Origin of the sequence: Streptomyces sp. TRM70350 (assembly GCF_019219825.1) — a bacterium.
In the GTDB taxonomy this organism is placed as follows: domain Bacteria; phylum Actinomycetota; class Actinomycetes; order Streptomycetales; family Streptomycetaceae; genus Streptomyces.
This window is the reverse complement of sequence record NZ_JAHUXH010000011.1, coordinates 172,079-195,411: the sequence shown is the minus strand read 5'-3', so window position 1 is coordinate 195,411 and position 23,333 is coordinate 172,079. Positions and strand designations below refer to the sequence as shown.

Below are 23,333 nucleotides of genomic sequence, written 5' to 3'. Positions count from 1 at the left end.
CCTCTCCAGACCTCTATGGACATGACATGTCATGATCGCGTAAACCTCGGTGAACGTCCGCGCCGCCCCCCACTCAGGCGCCTTCCCGAGGAGACCGATGAGTCGTATACGGCACGCGCGAGGTTCCCGTCTCGCCGTCACCGCCGCCACCGCCGCCCTGCTGGCCGCCGCCCTCTCCCCCACCGCCGCCGAAGCGGCCGACCGGCCCACCCGGGCCCAGGCGATCGAGAACGCGGCCGCGGCGCTCGCACAGCAGGCCGACGCCCTCGGCCTCACCGCCGCCCAGGGCACGAAGGTCCGCGACGTGATCGTCGACCAGGACGGCACCCAGCACGTCCGCTACGACCGCACCTACCGCCAACTCCCCGTCCTGGGCGGCGACTTCGTCGTCCACCTGGCGCCGGACGGCACCTACCGGGGTGCCAGCCGGGCGACCCGCGCCACCCTCTCCCTGCCCACCGTCACACCCCTCCTGTCCGCCCCGAAGGCCGCCGACCGCGCCGCGGGCGCCCTGCGCGCCACGCACCTCGGCGAGGCGCTGAAGCGGCTGACGGCCAAGCCGGAGCTGGTCGTCGACGCCCTGCACGGCACGCCGAAGCTGGCGTGGCGGACCAACGCGGTGGCGCTGGACGAGCAGGGCAACCCGGTCGCCCGCACGGTGCTGACGGACGCCCGGACCGGCGCCCAGATCGACGCCTGGGACGCGCTGCACTCGGCGTCGGGTGACGGGCGGTCGCTGTACGGCGGGACGGTGCCGTTGGAGACGACGGCGACGGGATCGTCGTACCAGCTGACGGACCCGACGCGCGGCGGCACGTACACCGGGGACGCCGCGAACCGGTCCGACCTGTGTTTCCTCGGCACGCTCTGTGTCGTGCGCGCCCCCTCGACCGTGTTCACGGACGCGGACAACCACTGGGGCGACGGCACGACGACGGACCGCGCGTCGGCGGCGGTGGACGCGCAGTACGGATCCGACGTCACCTGGGACTACTTCCGTGACGTCCACGGACGCAACGGCATCGCGGGCGACGGCAAGGGCTCGTACAGCCGCGTGCACTACGGCACCCGGTACAACAACGCCTTCTGGGACGACACCTGCTTCTGCATGACGTACGGCGACGGGGACGGCACCAACCTCGGGCCGCTGGTGTCCCTCGACGTCACCGGCCACGAGATGGCCCACGGCGTGACCTCCAAGACGGCCGCGCTGACGTACGCGGGCGAGTCCGGCGGGCTGAACGAGGCCACCTCCGACGTCTTCGGGACGCTGGTGGAGTTCCACGCGGGCAACGCCTCCGACAAGGGCGACTGGCTGATCGGCGAGAAGATCGTCCGGGCGGGCTTCGGGCGGGACGCGCTGCGGTACATGGACCGCCCGTCGCGCGACGGCCTCTCGGCCGACTGCTGGAGCGCCACCGCGGGCACCCTGGACGTCCACTACTCCTCCGGCATCGGCAACCACTTCGCGTACCTGCTGGCCGAGGGCAGCGGCAGGAAGACCATCAACGGGGTGGTCCACGACTCCCCCACCTGCGACGGCTCGACGGTGACGGGGATCGGCCGGGACAAGCTGGGCGCGATCTGGTACCGGGCGCTGACGGTGTACATGACGTCGTCCACGGATTACGCGGGGGCGCGGACGGCGACGCTGAACGCGGCGCGGGATCTGTACGGCGAGGGGAGTGCGGAGTACGCGGCTGTGGGGGCGGCCTGGAGTGCGGTGAACGTGGGCTGAGCCAGGTTCTCACCGGCCTCGCCGTCGGCCCCTGGACCGGTGAGCTCCGGCTCGGGCGCGGGTCGGTGCCGCTCCCCGCCCTGGCCAGGGACCTGCCGTCGGCGAAGTGGCGGTGGGCGGCCCGCCTTCGTACGCGAAGTCGGCGACGCCCGGCCCGAAGGGCCGCTTCGCCCTGCTGGCCGCGAGGACGGACCTGGTCCGGGCGGCGGCGCGGCGGCTCAAGCCCGGAAACCGCGCAGGCGCCGGGGGCTTCGCTCACTCTCTGTCACGGCCGCCGCTCCGCCGCCCGGCGAGACGCGCGTCCTCCGGGGGCGGTCACCCGTTCACACCTCCCCCCTGCGCCCTTCGGGTTCTTTTCCCCGGACTGCCCCTCGTAAGGCGCTGACCTGCACAAACGGGGGCGAGGGTGAGGGCCCGGGTGGCCTGGGGGCAGCCGTTCACGCCAAATCTGACGGGCCTTCAGAGAGCGGGGTCGTCGTCGTGCGCTTTACCTCGGAAGTGCAAGGGCACGACCGACGGCGGCACATGGGCGTGTCGCGGGCCGTGGTCCGCCGGAGAGCTCGTGAGGAGCATCGATGCGACGTACCACCCGTCCGCTGATCGGTACCGCCCTCGCCGTGGCCACCGCGGGGTCGCTCGCCGTGCCCGTGTACGGCGCGGAAGGCGGACGCCTGGAGGTGTTCCCGTCCACCGCGGTGCCGGGCGGCGACGTCACCGTGAACACCGCCGCCTGCGGGGACGGCGGTACGGCGGAGGGTGACGCCACCGCGGTGGGGGCCGGGCGCTTCATGCTCTCGCCCAGCGCGCACGAGGGCGAGGCGATCGGGCGGTTCCGGGTGCCGCCGAGCGCGCAGCCGGGGACGTACGAGATCGTCGCGAAGTGCACCGCCGGCGGCCCGCGGGTCCAGGGCGACCTGATGGTCGTGCTGGAGTCGGCACGGGGTTATGTGCACCCCAGAGGAAGTGTGAATACGGGGGTCGGCGGCGCCCTGGGCCCCGACCCCGTGAAGACCGCGGCCGGCGTGGCGGCTCTCGCCGTCGCCGCCGCGGGCGGTACCTGGCTCCTGCATCGCCGGGCGAGAGGCGACGGGATCTGACGGACACCCTCCGCTGTCCGTCCGCCGGTACCGCAAGTCCCCGCCCCCTCCGGGTCCGACGCCCCTCGCGGCCCGGAGGGGGCACGGGTCGATCGGTCGGGGCTGGGAGGCTGACATGGGCAGGTTCGGCAACACCGGCGACGCCGCGATAGCCGGCGTCACCGTCGTCGCCCTGTGCACCGGCGTGGGGCTGCTGACCAGCGGGCGTGAAGCGCCCGCCCCGCCGCAGCCGTCGACCGCCGAGGCGCACACCGGACCGGCCCTGCGGCAGTCGGTGGCGCCCGGTCTGCCACGGTCCCCGCCGGACCGCATCCGCATCCCCTCGATCGGCGTGAACGCACCCCTGATGGGCCTCGGCCTGACCCGCACCGGCAGCCTCGACGTGCCGCCCGCCGCGGAGAAGAACCTCGCCGGCTGGTACGAGGCGGGAACCACGCCCGGTGAGACCGGCACCGCCATCGTCGCCGGGCACGTCGACAACGCCGACGGCCCCGCCGTCTTCTACCGCCTCGGCGCCCTGAAACGCGGCAGCACCATCGAGGTGGACCGGCGCGACGGCAGCGTGGCCCGCTTCCGGGTCGACGCGATCGAGGTGTACGACGCCAAGAACTTCCCCGACAAGAAGGTCTACGGCGCGGCGTCCCGGCCCGAGCTGCGGGTGATCACCTGCGGCGGCGGTTACTCGCGCGGCACCGGCTACCAGGGGAACGTCGTCGTGTTCGCCCATCTGACGGGGAGCGCATGACTCACCCCATGGGCTCCGCCGGTACGGACTCCGCCGGTACGGACTCCGCTCGTACGGACACCGCGAGAACGTTCGCCTTCCCCCACGCCCCCAGCGGCTCCAGGGCCTCGTTCAGGGTCAGCCCGCGCGGTGTCAGTGAGTACTCCACTCTCGGCGGCACCTCCTCGTACACCTCCCGGTGCACGATCCCGTCCGCCTCCAGCTCCCGCAGCTGCGCCGCGAGCACCTTCTCCGTCACCCCGGGCAGCTCCCGGCGCAGCTCGCCGAAGCGGTGCGGCCGCTCATGCAGCGCCCAGAGGATGAGCACCTTCCACTTCCCGCCGACCACGTCCATCGCCGCGTCGATTCCGCAGAAGTACGCCCCCGGCCGTCGTCCCACCGTCATGCCCAGCCACCCCGCCTTCCCGCTGCCTGCACGCTTCCCCCGGAGTAACCACCCACTCGCAAGTACGTACTTGAGCAGGTCACTCCTCCTCTACGAGGCTAAACGCCATGACTGACAGCGCCTCTTCCCCTACTTCCCCGACCCCGCTCACCCTCCTCGGCACCGGCGCCATGGGCACCGCCCTCGCCCGCGCCTGGCTCGCGGCCGGCCACCCCGTCACCGTCTGGAACCGCACCCCCGCCCGCACCGAGCCCCTCGCCGCCGAGGGTGCCGTCGTCACCGGGAGCGCGGCCGAGGCGGTGGCCGCCAACCGGCTGGTGATCGCCTGCCTGCTGGACGACGCGTCGGTCGGCGAGGCCCTGTCCGACGCCGACCTGTCCGGCCGCGACCTGGTCAACCTCACCACCGGCACGCCGGGCCAGGGCCGCGCCCGCGCCGCCTGGGCCGGGACGCGGGGTGCCCGGTTCCTGGACGCGGGCGTCATGGCCGTACCGCCGATGATCGGCGACCCGGCGTCGGGGGCGTATGTGCTGTACAGCGGCTCGCCGGAGATGTTCGAGGAGCACCGGGCGACCCTCGCCGTCCCGGCCGGTACCCGCTACGTCGGCACGGACCCCGGCTTCGCCGCACTGCACGACGTGGCCCTGCTCAGCGCGATGTACGGCATGTTCGCGGGCATGACGCACGCCTTCGCGCTGATCCGCGGGGAGGACATCGCGCCGAAGGAGTTCGCGCCGCTGCTGGTGTCCTGGCTGACCGCGATGGCGCCGGCCGCGCTGGAGACCGCCGACCGGCTGGAGTCCGGCGACTACACCAAGGACGTCGTCTCCCATCTCGCCATGCAGGTGGCCGGCAACGCCACCCTGCTGCGCACCGCCGAGGAACAGGGCGTCAGCACGGAGTTGCTCACGCCGTTCATGGACCTGATGGAGCGCCGCCTCGCCGCGGGGCACGGGGACGAGGACACCACGGGGGTGGTCGAGCTGCTCGCGGTCAGGGCCGGCTGACACGTTCACGGTCAGACGTGCTGACGCGTTCACTGCGACGGCTCCTCACAGCACCCCCAGCCCCACCCCCGCAACCCTCACACTCACCCCCCACCCCCGCTGAGGGCAGCGTTCCTCGCGGGAAACAGACGTGATGCGGTCGGGTAACACCCACACCGCACGCTGCGATACATGACCTCGAATACGCGTGTGGTGGTGATCGGCGCCGGGCTCGCGGGCGTACGGCTCGCCCGGCGGCTCGGTGAGCTCGGCACGCCCGCGCTGATCGTCGGCGAGGAGGAGCACCGCCCGTACAACCGGGTCCTGCTCGCCGAGGTGCTGGCCGGCCGTTACCACCCGGACGTGATCTCCCTGCCGGGCCTTTCGGCCCCCGCGGAGCTGATCCGCGCCCAGGTGACCGGGATCGACCGCGCCGCGCGGACCGTGGCGTGCGGGGACGGCTCGGTGATCGCATACGACACGCTGGTCCTGGCCACCGGCTCCAACCCGGTGCTGCCGCCCCTGCGCGGTCTGTTCACTCCCGACCATGTGCTGCCCGAGGGCGTCCACGCCTTCCGCACCATGGACGACTGCCTGGGCCTGTCCAAGGCGGTACGCCCCGGCGTGCGCGCCGTCGTCATCGGCGGCGGCCTGCTCGGGGTCTCCGCCGCCCGCGCGCTCGCCATGCGCGGCGCGCAGGTCGTGCTCGCCCAGCAGTCCGAGCGGCTCATGGAGCGCCAGCTCGACCCGGCCGCGTCCAAGCTGGTCAAACGCCACCTGACCGACCTCGGCGTCGAGGTGCACACCGAGTGCCGGGTGAGGGACGTACGGGTCGTCGGCGGCGCGGTCCGCTCGGTCGAGATGGCCGACGGCTACGCCCTCGACGCCGACCTCGTGGTCCTGGCCTGCGGCGTCCGCCCCCGCGCGAAGCTCGCCGAGGCGGCCGGGCTCACGGTCCACAAGGGCGTCCTCGTCGACGACCAGCTGCGCACCTCCGACCCGCACATCTACGCGATCGGCGACTGCGCCCAGCACGACGGCAACCTCTACGGCCTCGCCACCCCGGCGCTCGACCAGGCCGACACCCTCGCCGAGCTGCTGGCCGGCAGCACCACCGCCCGCTACACCGGCACCCGCGCCCTCACCCGCCTCACCCTCGCCGGTCAGGCCCCCTTCGACCTCGCCGCGTTCGGCGAGACGGAACCCCGCCCCGGCGACGACGTCGTGCAGCTCGCCGACGCCACCCGGGGCACGTACCGCAAGGTCGTCGTCCGCGACGACCGCCTGGTCGGCGGGGTCCTCGTCGGCGAACTCGGCACCGTCGGCGCGCTCGCCCGCGCCTGGGAGGGAGCAGAGCCGCTCCCCGACGACGGCCCCCTGCTCCACCTGCTCACCAACGATGGAGGCTCCTGAATGACCGCCACCCCCACGATCGTGCTCGTCGGCCACGGCATGGTCGGCCAGCGCTTCCTCGAAGCGCTCGCCGAGCGCGGCCTGACCGCCACGCACCGCGTGGTCGTGCTGTGCGAGGAGCCGCGTCCGGCGTACGACCGTGTAGCGCTCACCTCGTACTTCTCGGGCAAGACGCCCGAGGACCTGTCGATGACCGACATGGAGTTCATCAAGGGCCACGGCATCGAGCTGTACGTCGGCGACCCGGCGGTCTCCGTCGACCGGGAGGCCCGGACGGTCACCGCCAGGTCCGGTCAGGTCTTCGACTACGACATCCTCGTCCTCGCCACCGGCTCGTACCCGTTCGTGCCGCCGGTCCCGAACAAGGACGCCACCGGCTGCTTCGTCTACCGCACCATCGAGGACCTGCTCGCCATCGAGGAGTACGCGAAGACGAAGGCCACGACCGGTGCCGTGGTCGGCGGTGGTCTGCTGGGCCTGGAGGCCGCCGGTGCGCTGAAGGGCCTGGGCGTCGAGACGCACATCGTGGAGTTCGCGCCGCGCCTGATGCCGGTGCAGGTCGACGAGGGCGGCGGCGCGGCGCTGCTGCGCACCATCGAGGGCATGGGCCTGAGCGTCCACACGGGCGTGGGCACGCAGGAGATCGTGACGGACGCCGATGGTGCCGTCACCGGCATGAAGCTGTCCGACGGCTCCGAACTCGCCACCGACATGGTGGTCTTCTCCGCCGGTGTCCGCCCCCGCGACCAGCTCGCCCGGGACTGCGGCCTGACCGTCGGCGAGCGCGGCGGCATCACCGTCGACGAGCAGTGCCGTACGGTCTCCGACCCGCACGTCTTCGCGATCGGCGAGTGCGCGCAGGCGGCGGACGGCCGGGTGTACGGCCTGGTGGCCCCGGGTTACGAGCAGGCCGAGACGGCGGCGGCGACGATCGCGGCCGACGAGGCGTCCTTCGTCGGCGCCGACCTGTCCACCAAGCTGAAGCTGCTCGGCGTCGACGTGGCGTCCTTCGGCGACGCGCACGGCACCGCCGAGGACTGCCTGGACGTCGTCTACTCCGACTCCCGCAGCGGCCTGTACAAGAAGCTGGTCATCGGCCGCGACGGCACGCTGCTCGGCGGCATCCTGGTGGGCGACGCGGAGGCGTACGGCACGCTGAAGGCCTTCACCGGCTCGGTCCCGCCGGTCTCGCCCGAGTCGCTGGTGCTGCCGGCCGGCGCCGGGGAGTCCGCCCAGCTCGGCCCGACCGCCCTGCCGGACGACGCGATCATCTGCTCCTGCAACAACGTCCGCAAGGGCACGATCCGCGGCGCGGTCACCGAGCACAAGTGCACCACCGTGCCCGAGGTGAAGAAGTGCACCAAGGCCGGTACGACGTGCGGCAGTTGCGTCAAGGTGCTCGGCCAGCTGGTCACGGCCGAGCTGGAGGCGAGCGGCGTCGAGGTCGACAAGGGCCTGTGCGGCTGCTTCGGGCAGACCCGCGAGGAGCTGTACGAGATCGTCCTGGCCCTGCGCATCACGTCGTACCAGGACCTGCTGGACCGCTACGGCCGTGAGGGCGCCCGGGGCGGCGACGGCTGCGAGGTCTGCAAGCCGACGGTGGCCTCGATCATCGCCTCCCTCGCCCCGGCGATCGGCGCGAACGGCTACGTCCTGGACGGCGAGCAGGCATCCCTGCAGGACACCAACGACCACTTCCTGGCCAACCTCCAGAAGAACGGCTCGTACTCCGTCGTCCCTCGGATCCCCGGCGGTGAGATCGCCCCGGAGAAACTGATCGTGATCGGTGAGATCGCCCGTGACTTCGGCCTCTACACGAAGATCACCGGCGGCCAGCGGATCGACATGTTCGGCGCCCGTGTCGAGCAACTGCCGCTGATCTGGGCACGCCTGGTGGACGCGGGCTTCGAGTCCGGGCACGCGTACGGCAAGTCCCTGCGCACCGTGAAGTCCTGCGTGGGCCAGACCTGGTGCCGCTACGGCGTGCAGGACTCGGTCCGGATGGCGATCGACCTGGAGCTGCGCTACCGGGGCCTGCGCTCCCCGCACAAGCTCAAGTCGGCGGTCTCGGGCTGCGCCCGCGAGTGCGCGGAGGCCCAGTCGAAGGACTTCGGCGTGATCGCCACGTCGAACGGCTGGAACCTGTACGTCGCCGGCAACGGCGGCGCCACCCCCCGCCACGCGGACCTGCTGGCGCAGGACCTGTCGGACGCCGAACTGATCCGCCTGATCGACCGCTTCCTGATGTTCTACATCCGCACGGCCGACCGCCTGGAGCGCACGTCGACCTGGCTGGAGCGCATCCCCGGCGGCCTGGACCACGTACGGGACGTGGTGGTGCACGACTCGCTCGGCATCTGCGAGGAGCTGGAGCGGCTGATGGCCGCCCACGTCGCGCACTACCGCGACGAGTGGTCGGAAACGATCAACGACCCGGAGAAGCTGGCCCGCTTCGTCTCCTTCGTGAACGCGCCCGACACCCCCGACCCGGTCGTCGGCTTCATCCCCGAACGCGACCAGATCAAGCCCGACCTGCCGCTGCTGTCGATCGGCACGCGTCCCACCGAGAACACGGCAGATGTCCTGGAAGGAACCGCCCAGCGATGACCCTGGCACCCGAGACGACCGACCTGAAGGTCCAACTCCAGCTGCGCGACGGCTGGTTCACGGTCTGCGACCTGCACCTGCTGCTCCCCGGCCGCGGGGTGGCGGCGCTGCTGCCGGACGACAACCAGGTGGCCGTCTTCCGCGACCGCAAGGGCCGGCTGTACGCCATCGACAACCGCGACCCCTTCACCGGCGCCGCGGTCCTCTCCCGGGGCCTCACCGGCACCCACCAGGGCCGCCCGTTCGTCGCCTCACCCCTGCTCAAGCAGCGCTTCGACCTGCTGTCCGGCCAGTGCCTGGACGACGAGTCGGTGCGGGTGACGACGTACGAGGTACGGGCGGCCTGATCCGTCAACGGGGCGTCGGGCTGGGTGAGTCGTCGACCCTATTCCGACGCCCGTTCCCGTCGTACCGGCCAGATCAGCGCCTGGGCGACGATGACGTTCTCGCCGTTGAAGGTGACAGAAGGACCTGCGTGCAGCTCGTAGCCAAGTCCGATCGCCTCGCTCACCCGCCGGCAGAACGCGGCGTCGTCCGGGCCGGTCAGGACTCGGTAGAGGGGCAATCCGTCCGGTGGTGTGCTCATGGAAGAAAGGATCTCAGGCCGCCTCCGGATGTGGGACCCCGGACTCAGTTGCGGATCTCCACGTTGCAGGGACCGCCTCAAGCGTCACAGGCCACGCCGTCGTCATCACGGTCCAAGTGCGAGGCGTAGCCGGGTTCGCCGCGGAGGATGGGCGCGGCGCCGGCTGCGCGGGCCTCGCTGCAGTTGGCGTAGTAGACGTCGGTGTCGGACGAGTCGTCGGAGCCGGTTCCGGCTGCGTGTTCGGCGGTGACCGTCTCGGTCGCGGTGACCGTCTTCGTGACGGTCACCGTGGGGGCCGGGTCGGCCTCCGGAGTCTGCGTCACCGTCGCTGTCGCGGTGACCGTTTCCGTCGGGGTGGGTCGGGCGGCCCGCGGTTTCGCGTCGGTCGACTTCTCTCCGTCGCCGCTGCCCGCGCCCGCGCCGATGCCGAGGAAGAAGGCCAGGCCGAGCGCGGGGAGTACGTACCGTTTGCGGGCCCACCTGGGGGCGGGGCGAACGGCGGGCGATGGCGGTGGCGGTGGCGGTGGGATGTACGGGTTGGTCATGTCGTCCCCCAAGAGGCGTTACGTGAGGGGATGAACGTAATGCCCGGGCCGCACGACACAAGGGCGATGTGGCCATTCTGTGACCCTGGTGTGCGTGGGCGGTGCGGACGGTGTGGCGGTGTTCGCTTCGGCCGAGGAACCGCTCTCCGCCTATCCGGCGTGATCACGAGAATGACGCAGACGAAGCAAGCAGGGCCCGCAATCGCCCATCTGGCGGTCGTCTGGCTGTTCGGGTGCGCCCTGACCGGCGTGCAGTTGCAGGCGGTGCTCGTCGCCCTCTTCGCCGGTGGAACGGCCCCGCTCATCGTCGCCGTCGTCGGCGTGGCCGCCCCGGCGGTGGCCGCGCTCGCGTGGCTCGGAACCGCCGCCCGCACGATCGTGCCGCTCACGCGCCGCAGGCGCGGGGTGTGGGCCTGGGCAGTGAGCGTCCACGCGCTCGGCACGACCGGCGCGTTCGGGGTCGCCGTGGTGAACTTCCAGGTCAACCGCCTGGAGAACGGTCTTCTGCTCTACCCGGCCGGAGGCACCTGCTACGCCCTCGCCGCCGCGCTCTTCCTCCCGGACACCGGCGTCAGGCTGGGCGCTCTCGGCGCGGCGGCCGCCCTCGCCGTCGGCGGATCGTACGCCGCCTGGGACGCCACGCGGCCCCCCACCCTCGACGCATGGCTCACCGCCAACGACGTGGACCGCGCCCTGCTACGGGTCGGCGACCCGCCGCCGGGTTACGCCCTGCGCGTCCTGGGCGCGAGCGAGGACGGCTTCGGCGCCGACTACGAGCGGCCGCACTCGGACGGACTGCACCTGGCCGTGGCACGCGTGGGACACGACACCCGGCGCGCCGACGCCCGCGGCTGCCCCGTCCCCTTCGGCGAACCGATCCGCTGCACGGACGACGGTGGAGGCCGACAGCTGGTCACCTACGAAGGCGGCTACCAGCACCAAGAACTGCGGCTACGCCGTGACCGCCTGACCTACACCGTGACCTTGCAAGGCACCGACAACGATCTGACCGCGGCCCGGCACATCCTGTCGACGCTCCGACCGGCGACCGACCGTGAGCTGGACGGGCTGCGGGAACTGCCGATGCGGCGATGAGTGCCCGACGAGCACATCGCAGGCTATGCGAACGCCCAGCCGCTCCACCGGTCGACCCGAACGGCGACCGCGGGCCCCTGAGGAGGGGCGTCCTTGTACTGCCCGTACTTGCCGCACAGCAGCTCGACGGCGTGGCGGCGTTCCTCCCCGTCCTCCAGGACTTCCCCCCGACCGTCGGCACGGGCCCACCACAGTGCCGACCAGTCCTCGTCGTAGTGGTCGACCAGCACCGCCACCGAGGGGTTCTCCCGGATGTTCCGCAACCGCCGCAGGTCCCAGGTGCTCTTCGGCTTGTGGTCCACGGCGAAGTACAGGACGTCGTCGAGGACGGCGAAGGTCACTGGTACGGCGTGGGGCACGCCCTGCGCGTCGGCTGTCGCCAGCCGGGCGACGGGCGAGGTGACGAAACGTTGCCTGGCGTCGAGGGGCGGCAGCTTCATACGTCCACCGTAGTGAGGTGCCGCCCCCGTCAGCACGCGGTGCGTCAGAGCGGAACCGCCACCCCGTTGAACGTCGTCTCCGGCGTCTGCGGGCTGGTGAAGCGGGCGTTGACCAGGTAGAGGCGGTTGCCGTAGCGGGCGGCGGTGGAGGGGACGTCGAAGCGGGGGTCGGTGATCGTGCGGGTCAGGGTGGCCGTGCGCAGGTCGCGGGACAGGGTCCAGACGCTGATCAGGTTGAGGCGGTTCTGGACGACGTACAGGGTGCGGCCGATGCGGACCAGGCCGTCGCCGTTCACGACCGAGCCCGCGCCCCTGAGGGTGATCTTGGTGGCGGTGCCGGTCTTGAGGGATACGTGGTACAGCTCGCCCGGGTTGCTTTTCACGACGATCAGGCCCCGGCCGTCGGGGGTCGCCACGATGCCGTTGGCGTTGATGACGTCGGGGGTCTGGGTCCAGTCGCCCGTGAGGGGCAGGGCGCGGACCCTGCCGTCGCCGTCGCGCGGGACGCCGTAGAGGATCGCCGCGCGGGAGTCCGTGAACCAGGCGCGGTCGCCCGTCAGGATGACGTCGTTGACGAACTGACCGGAGGCGGCGGTCAGTTGGTACGTCCGTATCAGGCGTCCCGTGCGGGAACTGATCACGCGAGCGGTTCCGCCGCCGCCCCCGGCCACGTACAGCAGGCCGTCGCGGTCCAGCTTCAGGCCGATCGACGCCGTGCCGGTCGCGCCGGGGTGGACGGTTTCGTACTCGCCCGTGCGCAGGTCCGTGCGGAGGATGGCGCCGTTGGCGCGGGAGCCCATGTAGGCGTACGGCCTGCTGCCGATGGTGATGCCCTCGGGGAGGAAGCCGTCGGGGAGCGGGAACTCCGTCGGCCAGGTGGTCTTCGTACCGGCCTGTGCCGTGCCGGTGCCGGCGGCCACCGTGAGCGCGGCGACGGCCGCACCGCCGAGCACGGCGCGCCGGGACGGCTGGGGGTGGTTCCGAGTCATGTTCGTGCCTCCGTGAAGGGTGGGGCATGAAGGGTCGGTGGGACTCGATGAAACGCCACGTTCCCGGCGGGCTCGACCGGCTCGGCGAACTCGACAGGAACTCGACAGCGACTCGGTGGGCCGCTGCCTTCAAGCGTCCTCGTGTCCCACCGACATCTCAAACCAGCCCGATACGGAAGGTAGATCACCTTGCGGACCGGGTCGGCGGCGGCAGCCTCGTGCTTGAAGCGGCCCATGGCGTCACGGCGTACCGCCGCCTTCACGCCCCACGGGTCGGTCTCGTAGACGTAGCCGAGGGACACCTCCTCGCAGGACAGCCAGGTGTTCCACGGGGTCTTGCCGCCCGCGCAGTTGGTGCGAGGGCCGGAGAGGATGCGGTACGCCGACGTGATCGTGCCGGTCGACGAGAACTTGATCGCGCTCGCGCCGCCGGAGGGGTTGATCTCCGAGTTGGAGACATAGATCCAGCCTCCCCCACTCTCGGCTTCGCTCGAGCGGGAGGTACCCCCATCGTCGGCGTAGCAGGCGCCGCCGTCGGGGGCGTTGTGCCAGGTGTACGAGGTGCCGGAGACCCTCTGCCCGGAACGGGCGATCACCCGGCTGGTGAAGCCGCTGGAGAGTCGGATGCCGTTGGCGTCGGGGGAACGGAGGGCCCCCCGTAGGGGCCCGTGCCCGGCTGAGCGGGGGCCGCGTACGCGGCGCCGCGCCACAGGCTTCCGCCCAGGGCGGCCGCAGAGCCGCCGAGGACGGCCGCACGCAGGAGGACGACGTTCCGCTCTCCCTCCAAGAGGTGCCGTGACCGCCCCCGCCGCCGGTCGACGGCGGGGGTCGTGCGGTCAGGGACCCTGGGGGAACGCAGTGGACATGTCGTGCGCATGCCGCAACAGGGTGGGGCGGCTCGGGGCCTCTTGGGGGGGGCGTCACTTGCCCTGAGCAGTCCACTCCCGGTCAAGGATCGCGTGGACGACGGAGTCACGCCACGCGCCGCCCTTGCGGACGTGTTCACGGATCCGACCTTCCTCGATCATCCCGGCACGGGTCATCGCCTTTGCGGACGCCTCGTTGACCGGCGACCGCGCACCCCAGATGCGGTGCAGACCGAGTTCCTCGAAGCCCAGTGCGAGCAGCAGCCGTACGGTCTCGACTCCGTAGCCGTGGCCCCAGGAGACGGGTCGCAGTGCGAAACCCATCGTGGCTCCGCCGGGCTGGTGGGGGTCCAGGGCCAGTCGGCCGAAGCCGATGAGCGCGCGTGTGCTGCGTTCGACGACGGCGAGCGCGTACTCGGACCGCGGCGTCGCCTTCGCCGTCTCGATGGACCGGGTCACGATCTGCCTGACTTCGTCGAGCGTGCGCGGTTCGAACGACAGGTGCTCGGTCGCTGCCTCACTGCCGTAGATGGCGAACACGGCGTCGGCGTCGTCCGCCTGGAGCTCGCGGAGTTCCAGGCGCTGGCCGAGGCGATGGACCGGATACATGTCCCGGACTCTACTGGCGGTGTTCACCGCGTGAGCGCGGGCCTGCTGGGCGGATAGAGGGCGATTTCCTCACGCAGCTCGCGGGCGAGGATGGCCGTACGGATGGGTTCGCGGGCAAGCGCTGCTTGGACGCGCTGCGCAGAGACGACGATGCCCCGGTTGCGCTGGCCGGCCGGCAGATCCAGAACGGGCCGGATGGCATCGGCCGCACCGTCCAGGTCGCCGGCGTGAAGCCGGATCAGTGCGAGATTGCACTGCGCACCTGCCTGGTCCCCGAATGCCCAGTGCGGCGCGTCGGGGTCGCTGAACAGTTGTGCAGCCTTCTCCGCCTGCGCCGTGGTGCGTGCATCCCCGTGGCCGAGCAGAACGTGCGACTCCACGGTGTAGTACAGCTGCTTCTGAGCGGGGAAGGTCAACAGCCCACCAAACTCGTCGAGGTCGTCCGAAGACACGCGATCACGCTTCTGCTCGGCCCGCTCGATCGCCGCGCGCGCCCTCTCCTCGTCCCCGAGGAGTGCCGCAGCCCTCGCCTCCAGGCTCGGAAGCCACACACCCACCGTGCCGTGCAGATCGGGATGCTCAGTGGCTCCCTTGCGCGCGTAGTAGAGGGCGTCGTCCGCGCTGCCCGACCAGTATGTGATCAGGGACTTCAGCCCGTCGGTCAACGCGATGAGCCCAGAGTGCTCCGCCTGCTGAGCGCACACACCGGCGGCGCGTGCCTGCATCATCGCCGAGTGCGGATCTCCCATGTCATGACTGGCCTTGGCCATGAACCATGACAGCAGGGTGGCCATGATGTGCAGCTGCCGCAGTTGCGAGGGCTTCGACCGGCCGCCCTCGATGTGCCGGAACACCTCGTCCTGTGCGGCGGCGAGGTCGTCGAAGATGCCCGACAGCGGGACCCGCGGGTACCTCTCTGCGATCCGTCGTACCTCGTCTTGCAGGAAGCCGATGGTTTCTGCGCCGAGTTGGCCTCGTTCGGCTCCCATCGCGAAGTCCCGCGCGCGTCGTGCTGCCATGTCAGCACCCCTTCTCATGTTGCGCAGTTCCGCGCCGGGTGTAGCGCGGTCGTCCAGGAGTGACGTGTCGGTGGAGTCGGGCAAAGCGTCCTGCGTGGGCCCCCAGAGCCGTTCGAAGCTGTGGCCGAACATGGCGACGAGGACGCGCCTGGCATCGCGGTTCGGCTTGCGCTGGTTGTAGTACCAGGCCTCGAAGGTGCTGGATGCTGGTGTGCAGGTGGCCAGGTCGGGGTCCTGGTCGGTGTCGGCCAGCCGCTGTGCGGCCTCCCGGAAGCGAGGGAGGAACGCCCTGGGGTCTTTCCATTCCCGCTGGTCGACCAGGTGACGGAACAACGTGGTCATGGCGCCCCCTCTGCCCCGGGTCCGCACTTTGTCACTGCGTCACGACGATAGAACGCCGCGGCCCCAACCTGCTCCATACAAGCAGTAGTTGGCGCAGTCGGTACAAGTCCGGTGGAAACGCGGTGGAAGGCCGCTGCTCATCACCACGGCCCAATGGAAACCCGAGGCGGATGTGGGGGTGGAGGTGTGACTGGGCGCGTTGCCACTCTCATAGGGCATTCACGGAGAGTGCCCAGTCGGGCACGCACAGGATGAGACAGAGATGGCCGTGAACAGATCGGACCCTGGCGACCGCTCGCGACGGCCCCAGGGCGCGGCCAACGCTACTGAGGAGCGTCGACAATGCCATGTGTACCACGTGCCCTCGCACGGCTGAGAGGTCGCCTACTCGGGCGGCGTACGCCCGGCAGGCACGCCCGCACTACCGCCGTTCCCACGGTCATGCCGGACTCGACGGGTCGCCCGTCGCCGGAGATGTGGGCTGCGATCCTTGCCGGGGCGCGCCGACGCAGGGCCCCGCACCTGTGGCCGGCCGCCGCGCCCGCCGCCCTGGAGCCGGAGGCAGGCGCCCTGGTGCGCGTCTACGTACTGGCCCCAGAGGAATGCGTGCCGGCGCTCGCGGCACCGGCCGGGGAGGCGCAGTGGCGATGACGGCGTACAAGCCCAAGCTGCACGAGACCGTCGAGGACACCGCCACCAGGAAGGTCGGCAGGGTGATGGGCTTCGAGGGCCCGTACGTACAACTGCGGCCCCTCGGCGGTGGCGTGGAGTGGGATGCCAAGCCGGAGACCCTGAAGCCGGTCACCGTCTCTGACGGTCTCAGCGCTGCCGTCGCGGCCGCCAACGCCCGGTCCAGGGGTGAACTGCCATGACCGTGAACCCCTCCCTCCCGATCGACATCCAGACCATGCGCGCCACCGCGCACCGGCTGCTCGCGGACGACGCCGAACCGCCCAGCCACGAGGAGCTGGAGGCGCTCACGCTCCAGCTGCGCGGGCACCTCATGCTCGCCGTCCCCGAGGTCGAGACCGCCACGCTGGCCGCCCCGGCGGACGCCGGGATCCGGGTCGCGGCGTCCGCCTGCATCGGTGAGGCGCGGCACCTCCTGGGCGTCGAGCCCGGCCGCAGCCTGCCCGCCGGAATCGCGCACGCCCAGGGGCTCGCCCGCTCGGTCCACGCCCTGTGCCGCCACTACGAGGCCTTCAACAGCGGACCGGTGACGGGCGACCACTGGAGCCCCGCCCAGCTGGCCTTCCGCCGCTGGGCCATCCACGGGACGCGATGCCGGGTCTGCCGGACCGACGACAGCCACTGCGAGCGCGGCCGACGGCTCGGCGACCACTGGAACCACCTTCGCCGAAACCCCACTGCTGCCGGGACGCCTGCCCCCGCGTAAAGGGCCCAAAGGCCACCGGCATGTCGCGCACGCGGCGCTCCTGGACTGGCGCGGCCCGCCAAGGGAGGAATGACCCACATGCGTCCAGAACGGTTCCAGGCCTTCGCCCTCGACACCCTCAAGAACACCCAGGGAACGGTCCAGGTGCAGACCCTGGCGGACGCAGGGGACACCAAGCACCCGTACGGAATCGCGGTCACCACGGCCGAGGGCGAGGCCCGCTGGCAGATCGTGGGCCAGCTCGCCGACAGCGAACGCCACGACCACGGGGAGCAGCCCGTGGAAGGCGCACCCGCGGCGTGGACGGAGGCAGTGCCCGGCGACAACCCCGAGGGTTGGCTCGCCGCCGCCATCGGCAAGGCCGAGTCCCCGGAGGTCGCCCGCATCGACCGCTGGTCGGTCCGCGACGGCGACAGCCGCCAAGGTCTGACCGTGTACTTCCACAACGGCGCCAAGGCGTACGTGCGGAAGCTCTGAACCCTCCCCGCCAGCCGGGGCCCCGGCCGCGCAGGGAGCAGCACAGCACCACCAGTCAGCACCACCACGACGATGTGAGGAGCTCGATATGGGATGCACGCACAACCCCGGCGGCCGCTTCGACCCGAGCCGGTGCTCGGCCTCGTGCCCCGTCCGCGGCACCTACGGCAGCGCAAACCCGGGGTGAGCGCCCCACACCAGGCGCCGGGATGACGGGAGATGTGCCCCGGTAGCGGCCAGCCCGCGCAGTAACCACCTCTGACCGGCTCCGCTCGTCCGCATCCCCCGTGGCGGAGGGGCGGGGCCTTCTCCGGCAGGCCGCGAGGACGGAGAGGAGCGGGGCCCTACGTGGGATGCGCCGGGGCTCGTTGGCCGGTGGGCCTGTGGTGAGCGGCGCGCCCGCGCCTCGCAGGCACGCCGCGTCGGCACGGCGGCTTGCGGGTAGTGGGTCGGGTGAATCAATGGCCGCGCGAAGGACCCCGCTCCTCCACACCACCGGCATGGTCAGTCCCTCGCCGGTACACGTCCGGATGGCACACTCACCGCCACCACGTCGACATCCACGTCCGCGACACCGACCTCACCTCAGGGGGGCTCCATGGCCACGACCATCCGCAGGGCAGTCATTCCCGCCGCCGGCCTCGGTTCCAGGCTTCTTCCGCTGACCAAGGCCACGCCGAAGGAGATGCTGCCCGTCGGTGACAAACCCGTCGTCGAGCACACCGTCCGGGAGCTCGTGGCCTCCGGCATCACCGACATCACCATCGTCGTCTCGGGCGGGAAGGGCCTCATCCAGGACCACTTCCGGCCCAACCCCGCGCTCGTCGCGCAGCTGCGCGCCGACGGCAAGGCGGCGTACGCGGACGCCGTGGAGGAGGTCGGCGAGCTGTCCCGGCTCGGGCACATCACCTACCTCGACCAGCACGGCCCGTACGGCAACGGCACCCCCGTCCTCAACGCCGCCCGCAACTTCGGTGACGAGCCGATGCTCGTACTGTGGCCGGACGACGTGTTCGTCGCCGAGGTGCCGCGCGCCCAGCAGCTGATCCGGGCCTACGAGGCCACCAGCTGCCCGGTCCTCGCGCTGATGCCGATGGACCCGGCCGACTCCCAGCGGTACGGCGTACCCGTCGTCAAGGAGGACCTCGGCGACGGCCTGCTGCGCATCACCGGCCTGGTGGAGAAGCCCAAGCCGCAGGACGCGCCCTCCGCCTACGCGGCCATCGGCGGGTACGTCATCACCCCGGGCATCGTCGACGAGCTGCGCGAGCAGACCAAGCGCTGGTACGAGCACCAGACCGGCGAGATCTACCTGACCGACGCGATCAACGCCTACGCCGGCAGCCGGGCCGTGTACGGGCAGGTCATCCAGGGACGTTGGTACGACACCGGCAACCCGCTCGCCTACCTCACCGCCCAGTTCGCCGCCGCCCTGGCCGACCCGGAGTACGGCCCGCATCTGCGCCGGCTCGCCTCGGAACTCGATCAGCCCGCCGAGTAGGACGAAGAGGGCGGCACCCCGCACAGAGTGCCGCCCTCTCCTCGTGATCCGGAACCGCCGCCGGATCGTGAAGGTCGGGGATCAACGGCGGTTCCGGGGTCCTTGGACCCTGTGGTCAGGTCAGCGGTGGTCGCTCCCCGCCGACTGCGACGCCGCCCGGCCCGCCTCCAGTCGCGCCACCGGGATCCGGAACGGCGAGCAGGAGACGTAGTCCAGCCCCACCTCGTGGAAGAAGTGGACGGACTCCGGGTCTCCGCCGTGCTCGCCGCAGACACCGAGCTTCAGGTCGGGGCGGGTCTCCCGGCCCGCCTTCGCCGCCGCGGCGACCAGCGAGCCCACGCCGTCCTTGTCGATCGTCTCGAACGGGGAGACGCCGAAGATGCCCTTCTCCAGGTACGCCGTGAAGAACGAGGCCTCCACGTCGTCCCGGCTGAAGCCCCACACCGTCTGCGTGAGGTCGTTCGTGCCGAAGCTGAAGAACTCCGCCGCCTCCGCGATCTGACCGGCGGTCAGCGCGGCGCGCGGGAGTTCGATCATCGTGCCGATCGCCAGCTTCAGCTCGGTGCCCGTCGCCGCCTCGACCTCGGCGACGACCTGGTCGGCCTCCTCGCGGACGATCTCCAGCTCCTGCACCGTGCCGACCAGCGGGATCATGATCTCGGCGCGCGGGTCGCCCTTCGCCGCCTTGCGCTCGGCCGCGGCCTCGGCGATGGCCCGTACCTGCATCGTGAACAGACCGGGGATGACCAGGCCCAGCCGGACGCCCCGCAGGCCCAGCATCGGGTTCTGCTCGTGCAGGCGGTGGACCGCCTGGAGCAGGCGCAGTTCGTTCTCGTGCGGCTCCTGGCGGGACTCCGCCAGCGCCACGCGGACCGACAGCTCCGTGATGTCGGGGAGGAACTCGTGCAGCGGGGGGTCCAGGAGACGGACGGTGACCGGGAGGCCGTCCATCGCCTCGAAGAGTTCGACGAAGTCCTGCTTCTGCAGCGGGAGGAGCTCCTTCAGGGACTCCTCGCGCTCCGCCTCCGTGTCCGCGAGGATGAGCCGCTCCACCAGCTCGCGGCGGTCGCCGAGGAACATGTGCTCCGTGCGGCACAGGCCGATGCCCTGCGCGCCGAAGCGGCGGGCCCGCAGCGCGTCCTCGGCGTTGTCCGCGTTGGCGCGCACGCGCAGCCTGCGCTTGCGGTCCGCGAACGCCATGATGCGGTGGACGGCCTCGACCAGCTCGTCGGCGTCGTCGGCGCCCGCGTGCATCCGGCCCTCGAAGTACTCGACGACCGGGGAGGGGACCACCGGGACCTCGCCCAGGTAGACCTTGCCCGTCGAGCCGTCGATGGAGATGAGGTCGCCCTCCTCGACGACGTGCCCGCCCGGCACCGTCATCCGGCGGCGCTTGGTGTCGACCTCCAGCTCCTCCGCGCCGCAGACGCAGGTCTTGCCCATGCCGCGGGCCACGACGGCCGCGTGGGAGGTCTTGCCGCCGCGCGAGGTGAGGATGCCCTCCGCCGCGATCATGCCGTCCAGGTCGTCGGGGTTCGTCTCGCGGCGGATCAGGATGACCTTCTCGCCCGAACGGGACCACTTCACCGCGGTGTACGAGTCGAAGACCGCCTTGCCGACCGCCGCGCCCGGCGACGCCGCGATGCCCCGGCCGACCTGCTCGACCTTGGCGCTCTCGTCGAAACGGGGGAACATCAGCTGGGCGAGCTGGGCGCCGGTGACGCGCTGCAGGGCCTCGGCCTCGTCGATCAGGCCCTGGTCCACCAGCTGCGTGGCGATGCGGAAGGCGGCACCCGCGGTGCGCTTGCCCACGCGGGTCTGGAGCATCCACAGCTGACCGCGCTCGATCGTGAACTCGATGTCGCACAGGTCCTTGTAGTGGTTCTCCAGCGTCTCCATGATCTGCATCAGCTGGTCGTACGACTTCTTGTCGATCCGTTCCAGCTCCGCGAGCGGGACCGTGTTGCGGATGCCCGCCACGACGTCCTCGCCCTGGGCGTTCTGCAGGTAGTCGCCGTAGACGCCCTGGTGGCCGCTGGCGGGGTCCCTGGTGAACGCCACACCAGTCCCGGAGTCCGGGCCCAGGTTGCCGAAGACCATCGAGCAGACGTTGACGGCCGTGCCGAGGTCGTGCGGGATGCGCTCCTGGCGGCGGTAGAGCTTGGCCCGGTCGCCGTTCCAGGAGTCGAAGACCGCCTTGATGGCGAGGTCCATCTGCTCGCGCGGGTCCTGCGGGAAGTCGCGGCCCGCCTCCTTCTTGACGATCTTCTTGAAGGCGGTGACGAGCTTCTTCAGGTCCGCGGCCTCCAGCTCGGTGTCGACCGCGACCTTCTTGGCCTCCTTGGCCTTCTCCAGCGCCTCCTCGAAGAGGTCGCCGTCGACGCCGAGGACGGTCTTGCCGAACATCTGGATGAGGCGGCGGTACGAGTCCCAGGCGAACCGCTCGTCGCCGGCCTGCTTGGCCAGGCCCTGCACGGACTTGTCGGAGAGACCGATGTTGAGGACGGTGTCCATCATGCCGGGCATGGAGAACTTGGCACCCGAGCGGACCGACACGAGGAGGGGGTTGTCGGCCTGACCGAGCTTCTTGCCCATCTTCTGCTCCAGCGCGTCGAGGTGCGCACTCACCTCGTCACGCAGTGCCGCGGGCTCCTCGCCACTGTCGAGGTAGACCTTGCAGGCCTCGGTGGTGATGGTGAAGCCCGGAGGGACGGGAAGGCCCAGGTTGGTCATCTCGGCGAGGTTCGCGCCCTTGCCGCCGAGGAGGTCCTTGAGGTCCTTGTTGCCCTCGGTGAAGTCGTAAACGAACTTCACGCCCTCAACACTCTTGCCGGATTCGGCTACCTGGGGATCTTTGTTTTCCGACACGGTCTCGACTCCTCGAGGACGCGGTGGCTGCCCTGACGGCGAGGAACATACCCAGATCGAAGGCGCCTGGGTACGTCTACTTGTGCGACATGAGCCTGTAACCAGTTGTCCGCCACCGGATTGAAAGTCAAAGCTTGGTAAGCGGTGACGGGCCGATGTTTTCACTTCTTGAACGCAGCCTCGCCGACAGGCCAGGCATTGTGCTCGTATGAGCGGTATCCAGCACGTCTGATTTCGATCGATGAACGATCATAAGGTGGCACTGAGTGCCACCCCTTGGAGAAGTGCAGTCGCCCAAGATCCGCTCATCTGAGCGCAACCCTTATCAAGGGTGGCGAGAATCACGCTGCCACAGCCAGCGGGATTTCACCATGCGGACGTCATGCGGACGTCGCAGGGAGACGGAAACGCGCCCGTCACACCCCCAGCGCCCGCAGCCGCTCCTCCACCCGCTCCGGCGCGTACAGGTGCTCCACGACCAGCGCACCCGCCCCCACCAGCCCCGCCCGGTCCCCCAGCCGCGAGGTCACGACGTCCAGCCGGGCCGTGGAGCGCGGCAGTGCCCGCTGGTACAGCAGTTCCCGCACGCCGGTCAGGAAGGGGGTTCCGGCCAAATCCCCCGCGATCATCAGGACACCGGGGTTCAGCAGGGTGACGACCGTCGCCAGTACGTCCCCGACCCGGCGCCCGGCCTCCCGTGCCAGGCCCACGGCCTCCGGATGCCCGGCCGCCAGCAGCTCCCGCACGTCCGAGCCGGACGCCGCCGGCACCCCGGCCTCGGCCAGCCGCCGGGCCACGGCACCCCCGCTGGCGACGGCGGCCAGACAGCCGTACGAACCACACCGGCACAGCGCGTCGGCGCCCTCCGGCACCCGGATGTGGCCGATGTCCCCGGCGCCGCCGTCGATGCCCCGGTAGACCGAGCCGTCGACGACGACGCCCGCGCCGATGCCGGTGGAGACCTTGACGAGGACGAACGCCGAGCAGTCGGGGTGGCCGGTGCGCTGTTCGCCGTACGCCATGAGGTTCGCGTCGTTGTCGACCAGGACGGGGACCGGCGCGGCACCCGTGTGGTCGGTGAACGACCTGGCCAGGCGGCCGCGTATGTCGTAGCCGTCCCAGCCCGGCATGATCGGCGGCTGCACCACCCGGCCGGTGTCGGTGTCGACCGGGCCGGGGACCGCGAGGCCGATGCCGCAGACCTCTTCGGCGCCGTGGCCGGACTTCTGCAGCAACTCCGCGAACCAGCGGCCGAGTTCGCCGAGTACCTGCTCCGGGCCGTCCTCGATGACCAGCGTGCCGCCGTGTTCGGCGAGGATCTCGCCGGTCAGGGAGAGGACGGCCACGCGGGCGTGGCGGGTGTCGAGGTCGGCGGCGAGGACGACCGCGTGCTCGTCGTCGAACTCCAGGGTGATGGCAGGGCGGCCGCCGAGCGGGGAGTCCACCGGGCCGCCGGCGCCCTCGCGCAGCCAGCCCGCGCGGAAGAGGCGGTCCAGGCGCTGGCCGACGGTGGCCCGGGACAGGCCGGTGACCTGCTGGAGTGCGCCACGGGTGGTGGCGCGGCCGCTGCGCACGAGTTCGAGCAGCTCGCCGGCGCTGGCCTGGGTCGTGTGGCGTCCGGACATGCGC

At 71.2% G+C, this 23,333-nt stretch carries 21 protein-coding genes and 1 pseudogene; 12 read left to right on the top strand and 10 right to left on the bottom strand.

From position 1 onward, the window contains the following. The first annotated feature begins 97 nt into the window (after window positions 1–97). From KWI83_RS19455 to KWI83_RS19445, 3 genes are all read left to right on the top strand, one after another. The gene (locus KWI83_RS19455; protein ID WP_218515626.1) at window positions 98–1,738 is read left to right on the top strand and encodes a M4 family metallopeptidase; all 1,641 of its coding nucleotides are present in this window, start codon (window positions 98–100) and stop codon (window positions 1,736–1,738) included. A gap of 575 nt (window positions 1,739–2,313) precedes the next feature. Further along, window positions 2,314–2,835, top strand: a complete 522-nt coding sequence (locus tag KWI83_RS19450; protein ID WP_218515625.1) for a hypothetical protein — start codon at window positions 2,314–2,316, stop codon at window positions 2,833–2,835. 115 nt (window positions 2,836–2,950) lie between these two features. Further along, window positions 2,951–3,580, top strand: coding sequence for a class F sortase (locus KWI83_RS19445; protein ID WP_218515624.1), 630 nt, complete (start codon window positions 2,951–2,953; stop codon window positions 3,578–3,580). 1 nt (window position 3,581) lies between these two features. Here KWI83_RS19445 and KWI83_RS19440 read toward each other — a convergent pair whose 3' ends face one another. Next, window positions 3,582–3,965, bottom strand: a complete 384-nt coding sequence (locus tag KWI83_RS19440) for a helix-turn-helix domain-containing protein (protein WP_218515623.1) — start codon at window positions 3,963–3,965, stop codon at window positions 3,582–3,584. A gap of 107 nt (window positions 3,966–4,072) precedes the next feature. On the opposite strand from KWI83_RS19440, the gene KWI83_RS19435 reads away from it, so the two are divergent. From KWI83_RS19435 to nirD, 4 genes are all read left to right on the top strand, one after another. Then, window positions 4,073–4,972, top strand: a complete 900-nt coding sequence (locus KWI83_RS19435) for an NAD(P)-dependent oxidoreductase (RefSeq protein ID WP_218515622.1) — start codon at window positions 4,073–4,075, stop codon at window positions 4,970–4,972. A 171-nt stretch (window positions 4,973–5,143) separates the two neighbouring features. After that, window positions 5,144–6,364 (top strand): NAD(P)/FAD-dependent oxidoreductase, encoded by a 1,221-nt coding sequence (locus tag KWI83_RS19430; RefSeq protein WP_218515621.1) that lies wholly within the window; start codon window positions 5,144–5,146, stop codon window positions 6,362–6,364. Beyond that, window positions 6,365–8,971 (top strand): nitrite reductase large subunit NirB, encoded by a 2,607-nt coding sequence (gene nirB, locus KWI83_RS19425; protein ID WP_218515620.1) that lies wholly within the window; start codon window positions 6,365–6,367, stop codon window positions 8,969–8,971. After that, window positions 8,968–9,318 carry a nitrite reductase small subunit NirD gene (nirD, locus tag KWI83_RS19420; protein WP_218515619.1) on the top strand — a complete coding sequence of 117 codons (351 nt, stop codon included), beginning with the start codon at window positions 8,968–8,970 and terminating at the stop codon, window positions 9,316–9,318. Before nirB ends, nirD begins: the two co-directional genes overlap by 4 nt. 38 nt (window positions 9,319–9,356) lie before the next feature. On the opposite strand, the gene KWI83_RS19415 is transcribed toward nirD, so the two are convergent. After that, window positions 9,357–9,557, bottom strand: a complete 201-nt coding sequence (locus KWI83_RS19415) for a DUF1737 domain-containing protein (protein WP_218515618.1) — start codon at window positions 9,555–9,557, stop codon at window positions 9,357–9,359. Window positions 9,558–9,634: 77 nt separating this feature from the next. Continuing rightward, the gene (locus KWI83_RS19410) at window positions 9,635–10,102 is read right to left on the bottom strand and encodes an excalibur calcium-binding domain-containing protein (RefSeq protein WP_218515617.1); all 468 of its coding nucleotides are present in this window, start codon (window positions 10,100–10,102) and stop codon (window positions 9,635–9,637) included. Between the two features lie 171 nt (window positions 10,103–10,273). Between KWI83_RS19410 and KWI83_RS19405 the strand changes: the two genes are divergently transcribed. Beyond that, complete coding sequence (locus tag KWI83_RS19405) at window positions 10,274–11,197, top strand: hypothetical protein (protein WP_218515616.1); 924 nt, start codon at window positions 10,274–10,276, stop codon at window positions 11,195–11,197. Window positions 11,198–11,220: 23 nt separating this feature from the next. Here the strand turns inward: KWI83_RS19405 and KWI83_RS19400 are convergent, their stop codons facing one another. From KWI83_RS19400 to KWI83_RS19380, 5 genes and pseudogenes are all read right to left on the bottom strand, one after another. Next, on the bottom strand, window positions 11,221–11,637 hold the full coding sequence (locus KWI83_RS19400; RefSeq protein ID WP_218515615.1) for a TIGR03668 family PPOX class F420-dependent oxidoreductase: 417 nt from the start codon (window positions 11,635–11,637) through the stop codon (window positions 11,221–11,223). A 44-nt stretch (window positions 11,638–11,681) separates the two neighbouring features. Continuing rightward, window positions 11,682–12,626, bottom strand: coding sequence for an SMP-30/gluconolactonase/LRE family protein (locus KWI83_RS19395; protein WP_218515614.1), 945 nt, complete (start codon window positions 12,624–12,626; stop codon window positions 11,682–11,684). Between the two features lie 176 nt (window positions 12,627–12,802). Then, window positions 12,803–13,413: pseudogene (locus tag KWI83_RS19390) on the bottom strand (alkaline phosphatase PhoX); the annotation flags it as partial. Window positions 13,414–13,546: 133 nt separating this feature from the next. Beyond that, window positions 13,547–14,101 carry a GNAT family N-acetyltransferase gene (locus KWI83_RS19385; protein WP_218515613.1) on the bottom strand — a complete coding sequence of 185 codons (555 nt, stop codon included), beginning with the start codon at window positions 14,099–14,101 and terminating at the stop codon, window positions 13,547–13,549. Between the two features lie 23 nt (window positions 14,102–14,124). Next, window positions 14,125–15,453: a hypothetical protein gene (locus tag KWI83_RS19380; protein WP_256362502.1), complete on the bottom strand. Its 1,329-nt coding sequence runs from the start codon at window positions 15,451–15,453 to the stop codon at window positions 14,125–14,127. Window positions 15,454–16,109: 656 nt separating this feature from the next. Between KWI83_RS19380 and KWI83_RS19375 the strand changes: the two genes are divergently transcribed. The 4 genes from KWI83_RS19375 (at window position 16,110) to KWI83_RS19360 (ending at window position 18,836) form a co-directional block, all read left to right on the top strand. Continuing rightward, entirely contained in the window at window positions 16,110–16,334 is a 225-nt protein-coding gene (locus tag KWI83_RS19375; protein ID WP_218515612.1) for a hypothetical protein, read from the top strand. Beyond that, on the top strand, window positions 16,331–16,858 hold the full coding sequence (locus KWI83_RS19370) for a DUF6415 family natural product biosynthesis protein (protein WP_218515611.1): 528 nt from the start codon (window positions 16,331–16,333) through the stop codon (window positions 16,856–16,858). The genes KWI83_RS19375 and KWI83_RS19370 overlap by 4 nt, the downstream gene beginning before the upstream one ends. A gap of 78 nt (window positions 16,859–16,936) precedes the next feature. Beyond that, window positions 16,937–17,335: a hypothetical protein gene (locus KWI83_RS19365; RefSeq protein WP_218515610.1), complete on the top strand. Its 399-nt coding sequence runs from the start codon at window positions 16,937–16,939 to the stop codon at window positions 17,333–17,335. A gap of 598 nt (window positions 17,336–17,933) precedes the next feature. After that, the gene (locus KWI83_RS19360; RefSeq protein ID WP_218515609.1) at window positions 17,934–18,836 is read left to right on the top strand and encodes a UTP--glucose-1-phosphate uridylyltransferase; all 903 of its coding nucleotides are present in this window, start codon (window positions 17,934–17,936) and stop codon (window positions 18,834–18,836) included. 120 nt (window positions 18,837–18,956) lie between these two features. On the opposite strand, the gene ppdK is transcribed toward KWI83_RS19360, so the two are convergent. After that, window positions 18,957–21,704 (bottom strand): pyruvate, phosphate dikinase, encoded by a 2,748-nt coding sequence (gene ppdK, locus KWI83_RS19355; RefSeq protein WP_218515608.1) that lies wholly within the window; start codon window positions 21,702–21,704, stop codon window positions 18,957–18,959. 416 nt (window positions 21,705–22,120) lie between these two features. Beyond that, complete coding sequence (locus KWI83_RS19350; protein WP_218515607.1) at window positions 22,121–23,329, bottom strand: ROK family protein; 1,209 nt, start codon at window positions 23,327–23,329, stop codon at window positions 22,121–22,123. Window positions 23,330–23,333: the final 4 nt, after the last annotated feature.